The sequence below is a fragment of the Microcoleus sp. CZ3-B2 genome, from assembly GCF_036705055.1.
GTDB lineage: Bacteria > Cyanobacteriota > Cyanobacteriia > Cyanobacteriales > Microcoleaceae > Microcoleus.
Genome location: NZ_JAUBTN010000071.1, coordinates 1 through 15845, shown reverse-complemented (window position 1 = coordinate 15845; position 15845 = coordinate 1). Strand labels below are relative to the sequence as shown.

Annotated in this window: 14 protein-coding genes; 9 read left to right on the top strand and 5 right to left on the bottom strand. The window is 45.1% G+C overall.

The genetic code is table 11. The features are described from left to right. Window positions 1–300 precede the first annotated feature (300 nt). Window positions 301–2487, top strand: coding sequence for a tetratricopeptide repeat protein (locus QUA97_RS24030; RefSeq protein ID WP_442922582.1), 2187 nt, complete (start codon window positions 301–303; stop codon window positions 2485–2487). A 280-nt stretch (window positions 2488–2767) separates the two neighbouring features. Here QUA97_RS24030 and QUA97_RS24025 read toward each other — a convergent pair whose 3' ends face one another. The 3 genes from QUA97_RS24025 to QUA97_RS24020 all read right to left on the bottom strand — a co-directional run bounded on the left by QUA97_RS24025 (window position 2768) and on the right by QUA97_RS24020 (window position 6033). Further along, on the bottom strand, window positions 2768–4195 hold the full coding sequence (locus QUA97_RS24025; protein WP_333088141.1) for a protein adenylyltransferase SelO: 1428 nt from the start codon (window positions 4193–4195) through the stop codon (window positions 2768–2770). 85 nt (window positions 4196–4280) lie between these two features. Further along, window positions 4281–4421 (bottom strand): D-galactonate transporter, encoded by a 141-nt coding sequence (locus QUA97_RS28400; RefSeq protein ID WP_370588934.1) that lies wholly within the window; start codon window positions 4419–4421, stop codon window positions 4281–4283. A gap of 1 nt (window position 4422) precedes the next feature. Beyond that, window positions 4423–6033 (bottom strand): Ppx/GppA phosphatase family protein, encoded by a 1611-nt coding sequence (locus QUA97_RS24020; RefSeq protein WP_194066110.1) that lies wholly within the window; start codon window positions 6031–6033, stop codon window positions 4423–4425. Between the two features lie 218 nt (window positions 6034–6251). Here QUA97_RS24020 and QUA97_RS24015 point away from each other — a divergent pair, with 218 nt between their 5' ends. The 6 genes from QUA97_RS24015 to QUA97_RS23990 all read left to right on the top strand — a co-directional run bounded on the left by QUA97_RS24015 (window position 6252) and on the right by QUA97_RS23990 (window position 11091). Beyond that, on the top strand, window positions 6252–7136 hold the full coding sequence (locus tag QUA97_RS24015; protein ID WP_333196560.1) for a 4-hydroxybenzoate solanesyltransferase: 885 nt from the start codon (window positions 6252–6254) through the stop codon (window positions 7134–7136). A 276-nt stretch (window positions 7137–7412) separates the two neighbouring features. Then, entirely contained in the window at window positions 7413–8123 is a 711-nt protein-coding gene (locus QUA97_RS24010; RefSeq protein WP_194066108.1) for a hypothetical protein, read from the top strand. 153 nt (window positions 8124–8276) lie between these two features. Then, window positions 8277–8681: a hypothetical protein gene (locus tag QUA97_RS24005; RefSeq protein WP_194066133.1), complete on the top strand. Its 405-nt coding sequence runs from the start codon at window positions 8277–8279 to the stop codon at window positions 8679–8681. A gap of 237 nt (window positions 8682–8918) precedes the next feature. Beyond that, on the top strand, window positions 8919–9416 hold the full coding sequence (locus QUA97_RS24000) for a TIGR00725 family protein (RefSeq protein ID WP_194066107.1): 498 nt from the start codon (window positions 8919–8921) through the stop codon (window positions 9414–9416). Window positions 9417–9424: 8 nt separating this feature from the next. Next, window positions 9425–9943 carry a hypothetical protein gene (locus QUA97_RS23995; RefSeq protein ID WP_228049756.1) on the top strand — a complete coding sequence of 173 codons (519 nt, stop codon included), beginning with the start codon at window positions 9425–9427 and terminating at the stop codon, window positions 9941–9943. A gap of 308 nt (window positions 9944–10251) precedes the next feature. Next, a complete protein-coding gene (locus tag QUA97_RS23990) occupies window positions 10252–11091 on the top strand; it encodes a TPM domain-containing protein (RefSeq protein WP_228049755.1) in 840 nt (279 codons plus the stop codon). Between the two features lie 145 nt (window positions 11092–11236). Here QUA97_RS23990 and wecB read toward each other — a convergent pair whose 3' ends face one another. Next, window positions 11237–12352 (bottom strand): non-hydrolyzing UDP-N-acetylglucosamine 2-epimerase, encoded by a 1116-nt coding sequence (gene wecB, locus QUA97_RS23985; RefSeq protein ID WP_194066105.1) that lies wholly within the window; start codon window positions 12350–12352, stop codon window positions 11237–11239. A gap of 208 nt (window positions 12353–12560) precedes the next feature. Here wecB and QUA97_RS23980 point away from each other — a divergent pair, with 208 nt between their 5' ends. Further along, window positions 12561–13136, top strand: coding sequence for a pseudouridine synthase (locus QUA97_RS23980; protein WP_194066104.1), 576 nt, complete (start codon window positions 12561–12563; stop codon window positions 13134–13136). A 174-nt stretch (window positions 13137–13310) separates the two neighbouring features. On the opposite strand, the gene QUA97_RS23975 is transcribed toward QUA97_RS23980, so the two are convergent. Further along, on the bottom strand, window positions 13311–14141 hold the full coding sequence (locus QUA97_RS23975) for a hypothetical protein (protein WP_194066103.1): 831 nt from the start codon (window positions 14139–14141) through the stop codon (window positions 13311–13313). 196 nt (window positions 14142–14337) lie between these two features. On the opposite strand from QUA97_RS23975, the gene ctpB reads away from it, so the two are divergent. Beyond that, window positions 14338–15657, top strand: coding sequence for a carboxyl-terminal processing protease CtpB (gene ctpB / locus QUA97_RS23970; RefSeq protein WP_333196552.1), 1320 nt, complete (start codon window positions 14338–14340; stop codon window positions 15655–15657). The last annotated feature ends 188 nt before the right edge of the window (window positions 15658–15845 follow it).

The window sequence follows — 15845 nt, the reverse complement described above, 5'->3', positions numbered from 1 at the left end:
GTCATTAGTTGTTAGTTGTTGGGAATTGGTTATTAGTTATTGGTTATTGGTTACTTGCTACGAATTTCCCATTTCCAATTCTCAATTCCCAATAACAGCTAACAGCTAACAGCTAACAGCTAACAGTCATCAGTCATTAGTTATCAGGAACAACGAACAATGAAGAATGAGGCAGGAAAAAAGAAAAAGGCAAAATCACCAATCAGCAATTCCCAATCACCAACTCCAAATTACCAATTTCCCACGATAAACTCCCAATTTCCAAATCCCAATTACCAATTATCAAATATCGGTATGAACATGGTTGGTCAACTTTTAGATAGGCGTTATCGAGTAGTGCAAATTCTCAGTTCAGGAGCTTTTGGACAAACTTATTTAGCTGTCGATACTCGCCGACCTGGCCACCCTCAATGTGTAGTAAAACAACTTCGTCCTCCCAGCAACACTTCCGCAGTTCTCAAAACAGCTTACCGCTTATTTAAACAAGAAGCAGAAATATTAGAAAAGCTAGGAAAACACGATCAAATTCCATTTTTGCTCGCTTATTTTGAAGAAAGCAATCAATTCTATCTGGTAGAAGAGTTTGTGCCTGGACACGCGCTAAATCGGGAAATTGTTGCTGGTCAACCTTGGCGGGAAGAACGGGTGCTGTCGTTGTTGGAAGAAATATTACAACTTCTCGCCTTCGTACACTCTCAGGGAGTGATTCATCGCGACGTTAATCCCTCCAACTTAATCCGCCGCAAACCAGACAGCAAATTAGTTTTAATTGACTTCGGTTCAGTTAAAGAAGTTGCGAATCACGTCATCGATTTCGATACAGAATTTCCGCGCACCATTGCGACGGGGACTCCGGCTTATATGCCGATCGAGCAATTTCAAGGCAACCCCCAATTTAGCAGCGATCTCTATGCCGTAGGGATGATGGCAATCCAAGCTATCACGGGTTTACCCGGTACCGATTTGCCAAAATTGCAAGATCCGAGTCCTTCTCATACCGGGGAAATTGTTTGGCGCAACCGAGCTCAATGTTCTCCGGGATTGGCAAATATAATTGACAAAATGGTCTGTCACCAATTTGGCAAACGCTATCAATCGGCTGAGGACGTTTTGGCCGCTCTCAGCAAGCTGACGCACCGCCAAGAACCTCATACAGCTCAAAAGAAAAGTAGGGCTCCTAATAGTTTACGGTCTGTTGATAGTTTTGCATCACGTTTTGGCCCTCGGTTTTGGTGGCTGATTTTGGCTGGATTAGGGGCGATATCTCTGGTATTTCTGTTGAGTTATTGCAGCCGCCCGAATCCGATTAAAGCTAAGGAATATTACGAACAGGGAGTAGAAAAGTCTCGCAATCAAGATGCGGAGGCGGCTTTGCAGGCTTTCAACAAGTCAATTCAATTAAATCCTAACAATGCTGATAGTTTTTATCTGCGGGGAAATGCTAATTACGATTTAAAAAAATATCAAGAAGCAATTGCAGATTATTCTCAGGCGATCGCTCTCAATCCTAAATATTTTAAGGCTTATTTTAACCGGGGATTAGCCCGCAACGATTTTAACGACAAGCGCGGGGCGATTGAGGATTATACTCAGGTTTTGAAGATCCAACCCAACGATTTTGATACATATTATGAAAGAGGAATTACGTATTTACAACTACAAGATTACAATATGGCTATTCAGGATTTTACTGAAGCAATTCGGTTGCAGCCGAAGCTGGTTAAAGCTTATCATTCGCGGGGGCTGGCTCGCGCCGGGAGCGGAGATTTGCAGGGGGCGATCGGAGATTATACTGAAGCAATTAAACTCGACGCTCAGAATGTTGATGCTTTCTATAGTCGGGGGAGAGCTCGCTTTCACTTAGGAGATTATCAGGGAGCTTTGGCGGATTATTCTCAGGTAATTGTGATCGATCCCAAGAGTGGAGATGCTTACACTAATCGTTGCAGCACGCAGTTGAATTTGGGAGCGTATCAAGCGGCTATTGACGATTGCACTCAGGCGATTTCGCTGAGCGATGAAGATGGGGTTCCTTACAACAATCGCTGCATTGCTTATTTAAATTTGAAGGATTATCCTAAAGCAATTGCCGATTGCACCCAAGCGGTGACACTAAATCCGAACAATTATAATGCTTTGAGCAATCGCGGTTTGGCTCACCACGCAGGGGGAGATAGCCAGGGGGCGATCGCAGATTTTACTGCCGCAATCGGCCTCAATCCCAACGATGCGGAAGCTTACGCCAATCGGGCGAAGGTTTACCAGCAGTTAAATAATTACAATAGTGCGATCGGCGATTATGTGCAAGCCATTCGGCTGAATCCGAATTATGCAGCAGCTTACTACGGTAGAGGAATGGTTCGCCGCTCGTTGGGAGACAAAGCAGGAGCAATTAGCGACTTAGAAAAAGCGGGCAAAATCTTTCTCGATCAAGGACTGACTGGCGGTTACAAAGACACACAATTTGAGATTGAAAAAATTAAGTAGCTAGTTGTAAGTTGTAAGTTGTAAGTTGTAAGTTGTAAGTTGTAAGTTGTAAGTTGTAAGTTGTTAGTTGTTAGTTGGTAGGGGCGGTGGATGGTGCGTGCCCGCCCTTATTTGTCAGTTGTTAGTTGTTAATTGTGCGGCATTGAAACTGTATGTCAAAAAACAGTAAAACTCTTGTGGGGCAGGCATCCTGCCCGCCCTGAATATGCAATGTTTATTTGCGTGACAGCTTAACAGTCAACAACGCCCCATCCCTCCGCTTCGATCCGCCCAATTCCCTTTAATAATTTTGAATTCGCTCAACCAAATCATAAAACGGTTGCCAATTATCCTCAAGAGCGATGGGTTCCCAAACAGCCTCAATCGTCGGCCTCAACAGCGATTGTTCGGGATTGTGCTGGCGCAACCTCTGGGCCATCTCATCCATATCGTCCGCCGACAAACTTTGCAAAACGTGACAATAAAACTGCCGCCAATGTGCTAACAAATCTGCTGGTTCCGCCTCGCTAAAGATTAGACTAGCATCATCTCGCCAAGTGCGATCGAACTGTCGGCGCAATTCCCAAAAGAAATCGTGATAATCAACTTGAGACTCCGCCAGCATCTTAATTGTCAACTTCAAAAGCTCATCACCATCCGCTTCTGGCAAATCCTCAAATCCCAATCTATTCAGCATCAACTTGCGGTAAGCTGCATTATAATGATCGCCAAACTTTGCCAAACCAGCATCCATATCAGCTTGAGGAATTGCCGCTGCTAGCGGTTGCTGAAGCTTCTCTAAATTCCCCTTGCAAATAAACGGTTGATTTCCGTAACAATAAAGACCGTAGTGATCGAAATAAGCTGCTGTAAATTCCGGCTTGTAAGTTGGAATAAAAGCAAACGGCCCGTAATCAAAACTTTCTCCAGTAATCGACATATTATCAGTATTTAGCACCGCGTGACAAAAACCAGCCGCCATCCACTGAGCAACCAATTCGGCTACACGTTTGACTAACTCTGCATAAAATAGCGCATACTTTTCTTCGGAAGAAGTACCAGAATTGCTAGCTGCTAAATGTAGTTTAGGATAGTAATATTCAATTACAAAATCTAAAAGTTTTTTAGTTAAATCCGGGCGGCGGATATAATGTAGTCTTTCAAACGTGCCAAAACGGATGTGAGAGTGACTAAAACGCACCATTACGGACGATCGCGTGGGAGAGGGTTCGTCGCCCCGCCACAAAGCATCCCCAGTTTCAACTAAACTAAAACAGCGAGATGTCCGAACTCCCAATCTGTGCAAAGCTTCGGCGGCTAAAACTTCGCGAACTCCCCCTTTGAGAGTGAGTCTACCATCAGCGTGCCGCGAGTAGGGAGTGCGACCGGAACCTTTAGTCCCGAAATCATAAAGTCTGCCGTCAGTACCGCGAACTTGACCGTACAAAAAGCCTCTACCGTCACCTAAATTCGGGTTGTATTCGTTGAATTGATAGCCGTGGTAGCGGAGTGCGAGAAAGGGACGCACGCAGTGAAATTTACCGAAGGCTTCGATGAAATGTTGGTCGGTTACTTGTGCGGGATCTAAACCCAATACTGGCAATAATTTGTCGTTGCGGAAACGGAGGATGTGCTGGGGAAAATCGGCTGCGGGGACTTCATCAAAATAGTCGCCGCCGAGGGATTCGAGGGCTGGTTCGTAGTTGAGGGAAAGCAAGGGATTTGACATTTTTGTATTTGATTGTTGACTGTTGACTAATGACTGTTGACTGTTGACTGTTGACTGTTAACTGTTAGCTGTTAGCTGTTATTTGTTAGTTGTTATTGGGAATTGAGAATTGGGCTCTAGCGTTGCGGAGGGATTGGAAATTCGTAGCAAGTAACCAATAACCAATAACCAATAACCAATAACCAATAACCAATAACCAATAACCAATAACTAATGACTCATGAATTTTAACCGCATATTCCCTCCAAAGTTGCTATCAATTTGAGATTGTACTCATCTTCAAAACACGGTTTTTTGTAATCTAAACTCCACATTTCCAAAGCGCAATCGTCCTCGGAGTCGAGCGGTTGAAGCCGCAAGTGAAACTCTCGAAGTTCGGGGCGGTGTTCGCTTTTGAAATTAGCAATTGCGCCTATTTGCCGCCTGTCCAAAGCTACAGCCAGCCGCAGAAAAGGATGAAGTTTACTAACGATTTCTCGGTAGTTTTTGGGGAGGTTTATAAAATTCTCATGTTTCTTTTTCGGGGGGCTTTTCCGGTGATAGCGAGCCAGATTAGCAATTACTTCAATCTCTGTTTCAGTGTAGCCCAATAACTCACCATTGCGAATTAAATAGTAAGAATGTTTGTGGTGCGCCGAATGACTGACGTACAAACCGCAATTGTGCAGAATCGCGGCGGCCCACAGCAACTCCCGTTCTTCGGTTCCCCAATTGTGTAAAATTCCTTGGGTTTGGTCGAACAATTTGAGGGAAAATTCTGCGGTTCTTTCGCTTTGTTCTGTATTGACTTGATATTTTTCAGCCATCAGCAGAATGCTGCGCTGGCGGATTGAACCTTGATAGCGCAAGCGGTTTTCTATTAAACCGTGACTCAGCATCCAGTCAACAATGACACCTTCTCTCAGAGACCGATCGCACACAGTGATCGATTCCATTCCTAATAGTGTCATGGCTTCCTGCAAAATCAAAGCGCCGGCGAGAATAATTTCTGCCCGCTTGTCCGACATTCCCGGAATTGCCAGTCTTTCTGAGTAAGAAAGTTTGCGGAAACGGTTGACTAAATCGCGCAAATCCTTTAGACTTAATTGATAGCCTGTCAACGGACTCGGAACTGTTCCCAGCTTTTCGCGAGCGTTAATGGCTGCTAGAGTTTCGATGGTTCCAGCGGTACCAATTAAACGCAGAGTTTCGCCAGCCTTGAATTGATCTCGCAATTCGTCGATCGGTCTTTCGATCGAAATCCGAATATAAGCTTGCAAATAGGCAAACTCCTCTCTGCTAATCGGGTCAGTTTTAACAAATTCTTTTGTTAAGCGCACAGCACCGATTTTGGTACTGGTGAGACAGCGAGGTTCCGAGCTATCTCCTAAAATTAACTCGGTAGAACCGCCCCCAATATCAATAATTACCTGGGACTGATTGTTGAATTCCATACCCGAAAGCACGCCGAGATAAATTCTCCGCGCTTCTTCCTGACCGGAAATTAAGCTAACATTCAGGTCTAATTCGTCAGCAACTCGTTTGAGAAAATCCCGCCCGTTAGGAGCTTCTCGAATCGCACTCGTAGCCACAGCGATAATTTGTTCGGCGTTGAAAGTTTTAGCAATGTCTAGAAAACGGCTCAGAGTGGCGATCGCCCTTTCCATAACCTCAGCCTTTAAACAGCCTGTTTTTGCTTCGGAATCGCCTAACCGAACCGTATCTTTTTCTCTAGCAATAATCGCAAAGGCGGGTAATTTCGGCTCGATCCGCGCCACCACCATGTGAAACGAGTTAGTACCCATATCTATAGCAGCAATAATGCGATTTGACTCCGCAGAAGCACTTGAATTAACCATTGGAGTGTATGGGGGTTGACAGATATTATGATTATTTCACGAATCCAGTTAGGCATCCTATGAAATCAGCAAAAATTGGGAATTAGGGCATAGGGCATCGGGCATCGGCCAAACAGGGCATGGGGACATACATCACTTTTTTGAGAACCGCTATATTAGGTGATTTTGCCTAAAATTTGATAACATTTAATGTTAAAAATCTAAAATCTAGAATTAAAATGCTTCAAGAGTCCGATCGCCCAACCGAATCCAAATTACTAACCATCATAAGGCTTTTGAGGTGGGACAAACCAGCAGGAAGGCTGATTTTAATGATACCAGCCCTCTGGGCCGTGTTTTTAGCAGCACAGGGTAAGCCACCAGTAGCGTTGGTAGGCGCGATCGTGTTGGGCACCTTAGCCACGAGTGCGGCGGGATGCGCGATCAACGACTTGTGGGATCGCGATATCGATCCCGAAGTCGAAAGAACGCGATCGCGCCCCCTAGCATCCCGCGCCCTCACCGTACAAACAGGAATAGGAGTTGCCTTAATTTCCTTAGCAAGCGCTGCGATTCTCGCCTTTTATCTCAATCCTTTAAGCTTCTGGCTGTGCGTTGCCGCCGTACCAGTAATTATCTGCTACCCGCTAGCAAAAAGAGTCTTTCCAGTACCGCAATTAGTATTATCAATAGCCTGGGGATTTGCAGTATTAATTAGTTGGAGCGCCGCCGTCAATCAATTAGAAATAGCAACTTGGCTGCTGTGGGGAGCGGTCGTGTTTTGGACGATGGGATTTGACACAGTTTACGCGATGAGCGACAGAGAAGATGATTTGCGTTTGGGTGTGAATTCCAGCGCCATATTTTTTGGGGATAATGCCGCTAATGCTGTGGGTTTTTTCTTTGTTGGGACTGTCGGTTTGTTAGCAGCAATGGGGATTAATTTACATTTACATATTGGTTTTTGGATCGCAATTTGTGCGGCAGCGATTTTGTGGGTTTTGCAGTACAGTCAACTGCGAAAGACCGACATTCCGAATCCCGTTTACGGTCAAATTTTCCGCCAAAATGTTTGGGTGGGTTTTGTGATTTTGGCGGGGATGATTGTTGGAGATATTTTTTGATAAGTTCCTCAATATCAAGTGTAAGTTAAGTTTAACGCTCGTGAAACAAAACTTACACTTACTCAGAATCGTGAAGCTGAGAAATAAAAAGCGGGTTCCAAAAATACTCAAGTGAAAGCAAAAAAATAGTAGCAGTGAAGATTAAAGCGATCGACGACTCTCGCCAAAAATTCAGTTTATTTACTTGACAAAATAACCCTTGCAAGCTAGTCTGAAAGCACCTCAAAATTTAAATTGTCATATAAAAATTTATTCATAATGTAGACCCTACACTTTATGATTCAAAAAATCCGTGAAGCTCTTGCATTGTTCGCATCAAACTTTGTGCTGTTTAGTTTGATAGTGCTAACAGTATGGTTGCCGGGGTCAATTCTGTTGATATATTTGCGCCTGTACGTTTTTCCAGGGATGACTGGCGGAGACGAGTTGCGTATAACCATTCAAGAGTTGCGAATGTCGCAATTCATTGAAGGCTCGTTTGGTACGCTGTACGTGGGTGCATTACTTCATGCACTTGCTCAGTTGAAGCGGGGACTTCATCCAACTTATCGTGAGTCCATGACCCACGCAGCACGAAAGTGTTTCAAGCTGTTCGGAACTCGTTTTGTCACTGGATTGATTGTGCTAGGTGGTGTAATTGTTTTCATCGTTCCAGGTGTCATCTTAGCATTGCGCTATGCACTAATTGATGCCGCTGTGGTGCTGGAAGGTGTAGAAGGCTCGAAGGCTCAAAAAATGAGTGCGAATTTGACTCAAGGGAAAAGATGGAAGATATTTTGGACGATGATTCTGACCTATCTTGGATTGTTTATTGCTTCGATGATTGTGTCTTGGATTTTGTATTTACCGCTATCATTAATTGGACAACATGATAACTTTGGAATCGAATTAATCTACCAGTGTATTGCGAGTATTCTTTCTGCATTGCCCATCATAGTTTTGTTTTTGTTCTACTGGGATGCAAAAAATCAGCAGCCGGTTGTCTAGGGTAAGTCTGATGTCTAACAGTGCGATCTCCTACGGGCGATCGCACCTTCTATATAAAGTTATATTACACAAATATAAATTTCGCATAAAAACTCCGACGCACTCCAGATAGATAAATGTCAGCCCAAATTATCGGATTAATCGAGGTGCGCCATGTCTACTACTTCTATCGGCAATCTTAACGACAACTATTTCTCGATCGACTTTGCGGGCAAAACAGACCCCATCGATACCTATCGCTTCAATCGACTGAATACAGGAAGTTTCCGTGTCACCGCCGAAGGTTTCACTTCCGTGGTGGGGATGCAACTGCTTGACAGTGAAGGAAAAGTCGTCAAAGACATCGCCACCGACGGCACAAATTCCGGTACATTTAGCATCGATAACTTGGGTGCAACAAATTATGCACTCAAAATTTCTGCACCTTCGCGCGATACAAACTATCAAGGTGACTATTCAGGTAATAGCTCTATCTACGATCCTGCTCAAAATCATCAAATCGTGTTTGCCAGTTCAAGTTATGAAGAAGCTAAACTCTGGCTATTAGAAAATGAATAGGAACAAGTAGAACGTCGATTACAAATGGAAGCAGCATAAACCCTATTGTTCAGAAACAACAAAAGTGCGAGCGCCCGTTATACAATCAAAAAGGCGATAGATAATTTTATCCGGCGGTAAGCTACGAATTTTTTCTATCAGCTTGGTTTCGGGACTTTTAGCGATACTTATTTTCTTTGACCTGTTTAATGAAAAAATAACACACATTCTTCCCAACCAGATACTCAACCATAAACCATGAAGAAAACTATCATCGGCATCATGGGCCCAGGCGAAAGTGCCACATCAACCGACTTAGAAAACGCCTATCAACTCGGACAACTCATCGCCGAAGCTGGATGGATATTGCTAACTGGCGGCCGAAATCTCGGCGTGATGGATGCCGCCAACAAAGGTGCAAAATCAGCTAACGGTTTAACAATCGGCATCCTTCCGGGAAAGGATACTCGCGGCATTTCCGAAGCTGTAGATATTGCCATTGTCACCGATATGGGAAACGCCAGAAATAACATTAATATTCTTTCTTCAGATGTGATAATTGCCTGCGGTACGGGCGCGGGTACCGCTTCGGAAATTGCCCTCGCCATCAAAGCTCACAAGCAAGTTATTTTGTTAAATCATAGCTGGGAAAGTCAACTTTTCTTTAAAGATTTAGGCAAAAATAACATTTTTGTGGTACACAATGCTGTAGAGGCTATGAATCAAGCTCGCGAAATCCTAGCAAATCCCAGATGAAATTCAAGATGAAAGTAAGCAAATTCAACTTTTGTGCGATCGCAATTTTCCTAACTCTGGGGATTTTCGGCAGTACCAAAGCAGACGGAGGAATTGCACAGTTAAGCTTCAGCAACCAATCCACTCAAACTTTAGCACAAACCCTCCCTCCACCTCCTGCCGCACAGCCTGTTACCGAACCAGAAGCGCCCCCGATTCTTAGCGAATCCGCGCCGGATCAAATAGCTTTAGCAACCCATTTGCAGACGATCGAAGCTAAAATGTACGGTGCTTACTGGTGTCCTCACTGTCACACGCAACAAGAACTTTTCGGCAAAGAAGCATTTACCGCGATTACTTACATTGAGTGCGATCCCAGGGGGAAAAATGCTCAACCGGATTTGTGCAAAGCTGCGAAGATTCAAGCTTATCCAACTTGGGAAATTCGGGGCAAATATTACACCGGCAGGCAATCTTTGGAAAAACTTGCTCTTTTATCCGGTTATAAAGGCAGCAGCAATTTTGTGCCACAACTTCCTTCTCCTTAAATATATCTAAATTAGTTGGCGATCGCACTCGCCCACTAAGAAACCGGGTTTTTGAACCGAAATTCAGGGTTGTGAGCAATTATTTTGGTTAAAAACCCGGTTTCTGGCCGCCCGTGCGTCTATAGCAATCCTAAATGATTTTCTGTAGGGACACGGCACTGCCGTGTCCCTACTAAAAATATGACTTTTATGAATCTAACTTCTGAATAATATGAATTGACGCGAGAGCGAGCTGGTTATTTAATTGTAATTAGGCGGACATATCTATTTATTTTTTTTGATTGGCACTTATTCAGGAGACTGAAACGATGCAATTACAATCTAGCAAAAAACAAATAATTTTTAGCAGTTTGCTGTGCTTCTCGGCAATTGTATTTCCCCTAACGAGTCCAGCTATAACAGTACAAGAAGTACCGAATCCACGCCAAAATCACACTTGGGTAACAGATAAAGCCAATATTCTCAGTGACAGCACAGAAACTCAGCTAAATCAGATGATTGCAGAGTTGGAGGCAAAAAACGGCTCGGAAATTGCTGTTGTGACAGTGCCTGATACTAAACCATCTGCGACACCAAAAGCATTTGCTACACAATTATTTAACTTTTGGGGAATTGGCAAAAAAGGTACAAATAACGGAGTTTTGTTGTTGATTTCGTCGGGTGAACGCCGCGTTCAAATTAAAACAGGTTCTGGCATTCAAAGTATTTTACCCGATGCGCGAGTAGTGGGAATTATTAAAACCGAAATTACGCCCAGATTTAAACAGCAGGACTTTAACGGGGGTACATTGGCGGGGACAAAGGCATTAGTAAATGTTTTACAAACTCCGATCGCAAATGTGCAATCTCAAAACGCGCTGCCTTTAGCTCCCATCGTACAATCTCAAGGGGTGAAACCGTCGCCAATACCTGCAGAATCACCAGTTGTTAAGAATAGTGGCTCCACAGGTGAGCAGTTGAGATTTTTCTTAAGTTTTTTATTTATAGGATGGATAATTTGGTTGACTAGATCCTCTGCTAATAGTAGCAGTAGTAGTAGTAGTAGTAGCAGCGATTACAGCAGTAGCAGCGATTACAGCAGTAGCGACTCCGGCGGTAGCTTTGGCGGGGGTGACTCTGGTGGAGACGGCGGCGGTGGAGATTGGTAATAGTTCTAAGGTGCTCTTTATTCAATTTTGAATTAGAACGTTTTGCTAAGAATGACCACAATCATATTGGTTTGTAGTGAGGACTTTAGTTTTATGATGGATGCGGACTAAAGTCTTCACTACAAACCAATTTTAGGATTAGTTTTTAATCAGAAAAGTAGTCTTCAACTATTTTTAAAATCCGGGAGGCTGCTAAACCGTCGCCAAAGGGATTGATTGCCATTGCCATTGTGTCGTAAGCTGTAGAATCACTGAGCAATTCTGCGGCGGCTGCGGTAATTGTATCAGGATTTGTACCGACAAGTTTAGCGGTTCCGGCAGCAATTGCTTCTGGTCTTTCTGTGGTTTCTCGCAATACTAAAACAGGCTTGCCCAAACTCGGTGCTTCTTCTTGCAAGCCGCCGGAATCTGTGAGGATTAAATGACTTCTCTGCATGGCTCCTACTAATTCGGCGTAGTCCAGCGGTTCGGTTAAAAAGATTCTTGGATGGTCGCCTAAAAGAGATTTTAAAGGTTCCCGAACAGTTGGATTTTTGTGCAGCGGTAAGAGTAAGGCTGTGTCGGGAAATTTATCTAAGATTTGGATGAATGCTCGCGCAATTCCTGCTAAGGGTTTCCCCCAATTTTCGCGGCGGTGGACTGTTGCTAAAATGGTGCGGTGTTTGCTCCAATCTAGGTTGGGAATTTTGCATTCAGGTTCGCGTTTGGCGACGGATAGCAAAGCGTCGATTACTGTGTTGCCTGTACGGTGAATTTCTCCTAAAACGCCCGATCGCCCTAAATTCTCCGCAGCCAGCGCTGTTGGGGCAAAATGCAGCCTTGTGAGCTGAGATATCAACCGCCTGTTAGCTTCTTCGGGATAGGGATTGAACAAATCGTCGGTTCGCAATCCGGCTTCTACGTGACCGACGGGTATTTTCTGGTAAAATGCAGCTAAAGCTGCTGCAAATGCTGTTGTTGTATCGCCCTGCACTAATACGATTTCTGGCTGCAATTCCTTAAAGCAAGCTTCCAAACCCTGCAAGCTGCGGGATGTAATGTCTGTGAGGGTTTGCTGGTGCTGCATAATTGCTAAATCGCGATCGGCTTTCAGGTCGAACATTTGCATTACTTGCTCGACCATTTCTCGGTGCTGACCGGTTAAAATTACTTGGGTGTCAAAGATTGGTGAATTTTTGAACAGTTGAATTACAGCGGCTAGTTTGATCGCTTCCGGGCGAGTTCCTAGGACGATACAAACGCGGTGTGTGGCTTCGGGCATGGTAAAATTGGGTAGTTGAGATTTGCGAGGCTGTTAAAGGCAGAAGATTTTATAGCTGGTTGGAATCGTTGGTTAATAAGATTTTTTTTTAACCGCAGAGGGCGCAGAGGGCGCAGAGAAGGGAGGCAAGAGAGATAGAAAGTGGTTTTTTACGGATTTATATTGTTTATGCTCGCACTGTTTGTACATTTTTAATCGTTAATTGGTCATGCCTTATCGTTACATTCTATTTTACAAACCCTATGATGTTTTAACTCAATTCACTGATAATTCAGGGGAAGTTAAACGCAGAACTCTGAAGGATTATATTCCGATTCCTGATGTTTATGCGGTGGGAAGGCTCGATCGCGATAGCGAAGGTTTGTTGCTGTTAACGGATGACGGACAAATGCAGCACCGCCTCAGCGATCCGAAATTCGCTCATCCTCGCACTTATTTGGTTCAGGTGGAACGGGTTCCAGATGCAGGCGCGATCGCCCTTTTGCAAACTGGTGTCACAATTCAAGATTATCGGACTCGATCGGCAAAAGTGCAATTATTATCAGCAGAACCCCAATTGCCGCCCCGCCAGCCCCCGATTCGATTTCGCAAAAACATTCCGACAGCTTGGCTGGAAATGACCCTCACAGAAGGCCGCAACCGCCAAGTGCGCCGGATGACCGCAGCAGTAGGGTTTCCGACGCTGCGGCTGGTGAGAAGTGCGATCGGGCATTTGCAACTAAATGACCTGAAACCCGGTGAATGGCGCGAATTAACTCAAGCTGATTTGAGATTTGAGATTTGAGAATTACAGTCATCAGTCAACAGTCAACAGTCATCAGTCATCAGTCATCAGTCAACAGTCATCAGTCATCAGTCATCAGTCATCAGTCATCAGTCAACAGTCAACAGTCAACAGTCATCAGTCAACAGTCAACAGTCAACAGTCAACAGTCATCAGTCAACAGTCAACAATCAACTACTTTCTGGGCGGCAAAATAAAACTCTCGTTTCCATCTTTATCTTTTTTTACCTGAGCTCCCAACTTGACAAGAGCTTGTTTCGCCCTTTGCCGCACCAACTTATCGGTTGTTTGATAATAAACCGTGCTCCAAGCGTTAAACCGCACCGGCACGCTATCGGGATCTCGGCGCAAAAAGTCAGCAGTGGCTCGAAAAATGGGCGCTAATTTCGGGCCGTCGGCTGTGTTTTCTACCCAATCAGCGGCCATTTCGTGAGAGTGAATTGAGTCGGGAATATCGCCCAACAACAGCAACTCATCAATACCTTTGGTTCGCCACACAATCCACGCTTGGGGATGATTTTGCCGCGAAAGGGCGTTAGTACCGCGCTCTATCAACTTAACAGCAGTTTCCGGCTTTCCCTGATAAAAAGAAACGGCTGTGGACAAAAATAGGTAGATGTCAGCCCACTTGGGGTCGCGCCGCGTAATTATGTCAAAATAATCTTCGCTGAGATTGTAGCCCGTTACGTCTCGGGCTTCATCGTCGCCAAAATACTGCAAAAATTTCAGAAATGTCCAGTCGGCCATTAAATTGTCAAACCCAAAACTAGGAAGTGTTTTGAGCATTTTCAGCCGCAGGGCTTCTTGCTGGGAGGCTTGCTTGAAATCGGTGGCAGACATTGCAGAGACAGGCTTTTGGCCCTGAACGCTAGCTGCGGGCATTCCTCCCAATTGCCCGCTCGACTGCATGGTAATCACTCCCGCCAGCGCTGCAGAGCCGATGGCTCCATTAATGAGCAGGCTCAACCACTTATTGCGCGAAAATTGTTCGATTTTAGCTTCCACGGCACCTTCAAATCCAAGTTTAAAATTAAGTTTATTAAAATAGAGTAATGATTGGTTGGCGATCGGCGATGAATCTCGTTAAACTATCCAAAGGGATGGTAGAGCCTCCACACAATAGTTTAAATGGTAGTTTGAGATTTTTTAGCAATATAAAATCTCAAATCAAAAATCTAAAATCGAATTGAGCCATAATTCAATGAATCAAGCCCGCAAACGCTTTTCTCTGTTACAGGCAGCCCTGTTCACTGGGGCGATGGCCGCAACCGCTTCGATATCTTTACTCGTTCCTGGCCTGAGTCAATCAGTCCGCGCCGAGCTTCAAGATAGCCCCAAAGCTGTCTTAGACGAAGCTTGGCAAATTGTGAACCGAGAATACGTCGATGGCAGCTTTAACAAGACTGATTGGCAAGTGGCCCGCCAAGAGTTGCTGAGCAAAAATTATACCTCTCGCGAAGCTGCCTACACCGCGCTCCGCAAAGCCCTAGAGAAATTAAACGACCCCTACACGCGCTTCATGGATCCAAAGCAGTACGAAGCGCTGACGAATCAAACCTCTGGGGAACTCACAGGGGTGGGGATGAGGCTGGAACAAGACGAGAAAACGAAAGCGATTACGGTAGTCGAACCGATGGAAAATTCCCCGGCCCTGAAAGCAGGGATTCAAGCGGGCGATACGATTTTGGCGATTGATGGCAAAACTACCAAGGACATGACTGTCTCGGATGCGGCTCAGATAATTCGGGGCTCCGAAGGCACGAAAGTCTCGCTGCGGATGGCTCGTCAGGGCAAAAGCGAGTTTGATATCACTCTGACTAGGGCGAGAATTGAGGTAGCTGCGGTTCGCTACAGCCTCAAGGATGAAGGGGGCGAGAAAGTCGGTTACATCCGCTTGCAAGAGTTTAGTTCCCACGCGGGCGAACAAATGGAGGCGGCGATTAAAAAGCTCTCGGCTCAAAAAGCTGACGCTTTTGTGTTGGATTTGCGGGGGAATCCCGGCGGGTTGCTGCGGGTGAGCATCGATATTGCCCGGATGTGGATGGATACAGGGGCGATCGTCCGTACAGTCGATCGGGTGGGCGATTCTCAGGAAATGCGGACAAACCGCACTGCGATCACTGACAAGCCTTTGGTGGTGCTCGTGGACGACAACTCGGCCAGCGCCAGCGAGATTTTGGCCGGTGCTCTCAAGGACAACAAGCGCGCAACTGTGATGGGCACCCAAACTTTTGGCAAAGCTTTGGTGCAGTCGGTGCATTCTTTGTCTGACGGTTCGGGATTGGCCGTGACGATCGCTCACTACTATACTCCCAACGGTACGGACATCAGCCACAAGGGCGTTACTCCCGATGTCAAAGTCGAAGTCAGCGACGCAGAAAAGCTGAAATTAGCTAACAAACCGATGTTGGTTGCGACTAAGGACGATCCTGTTTACGCGCAGGCGATCGCACTTTTGAAAACTACCGCTTCCTCAACTCGTCCCGTTGCTGCTAACGAGGCTCCTGCTGTCAAGAAATAGTTAAAATTGGCAGTTATTTACAATTAACTTTCAGATAAAACCCGCCGGTGCGGGTTTTATTTTGGTAATTTGATTGAGCTTCGTATCAAGTGCGATCGATTCACAGCGCTCTCAAATCCTCTCTTCATCGGAATAGTATAGTCATTTCAAATAAAAAAGAGACACTATTGAGCGCAGTAGGCACAGAT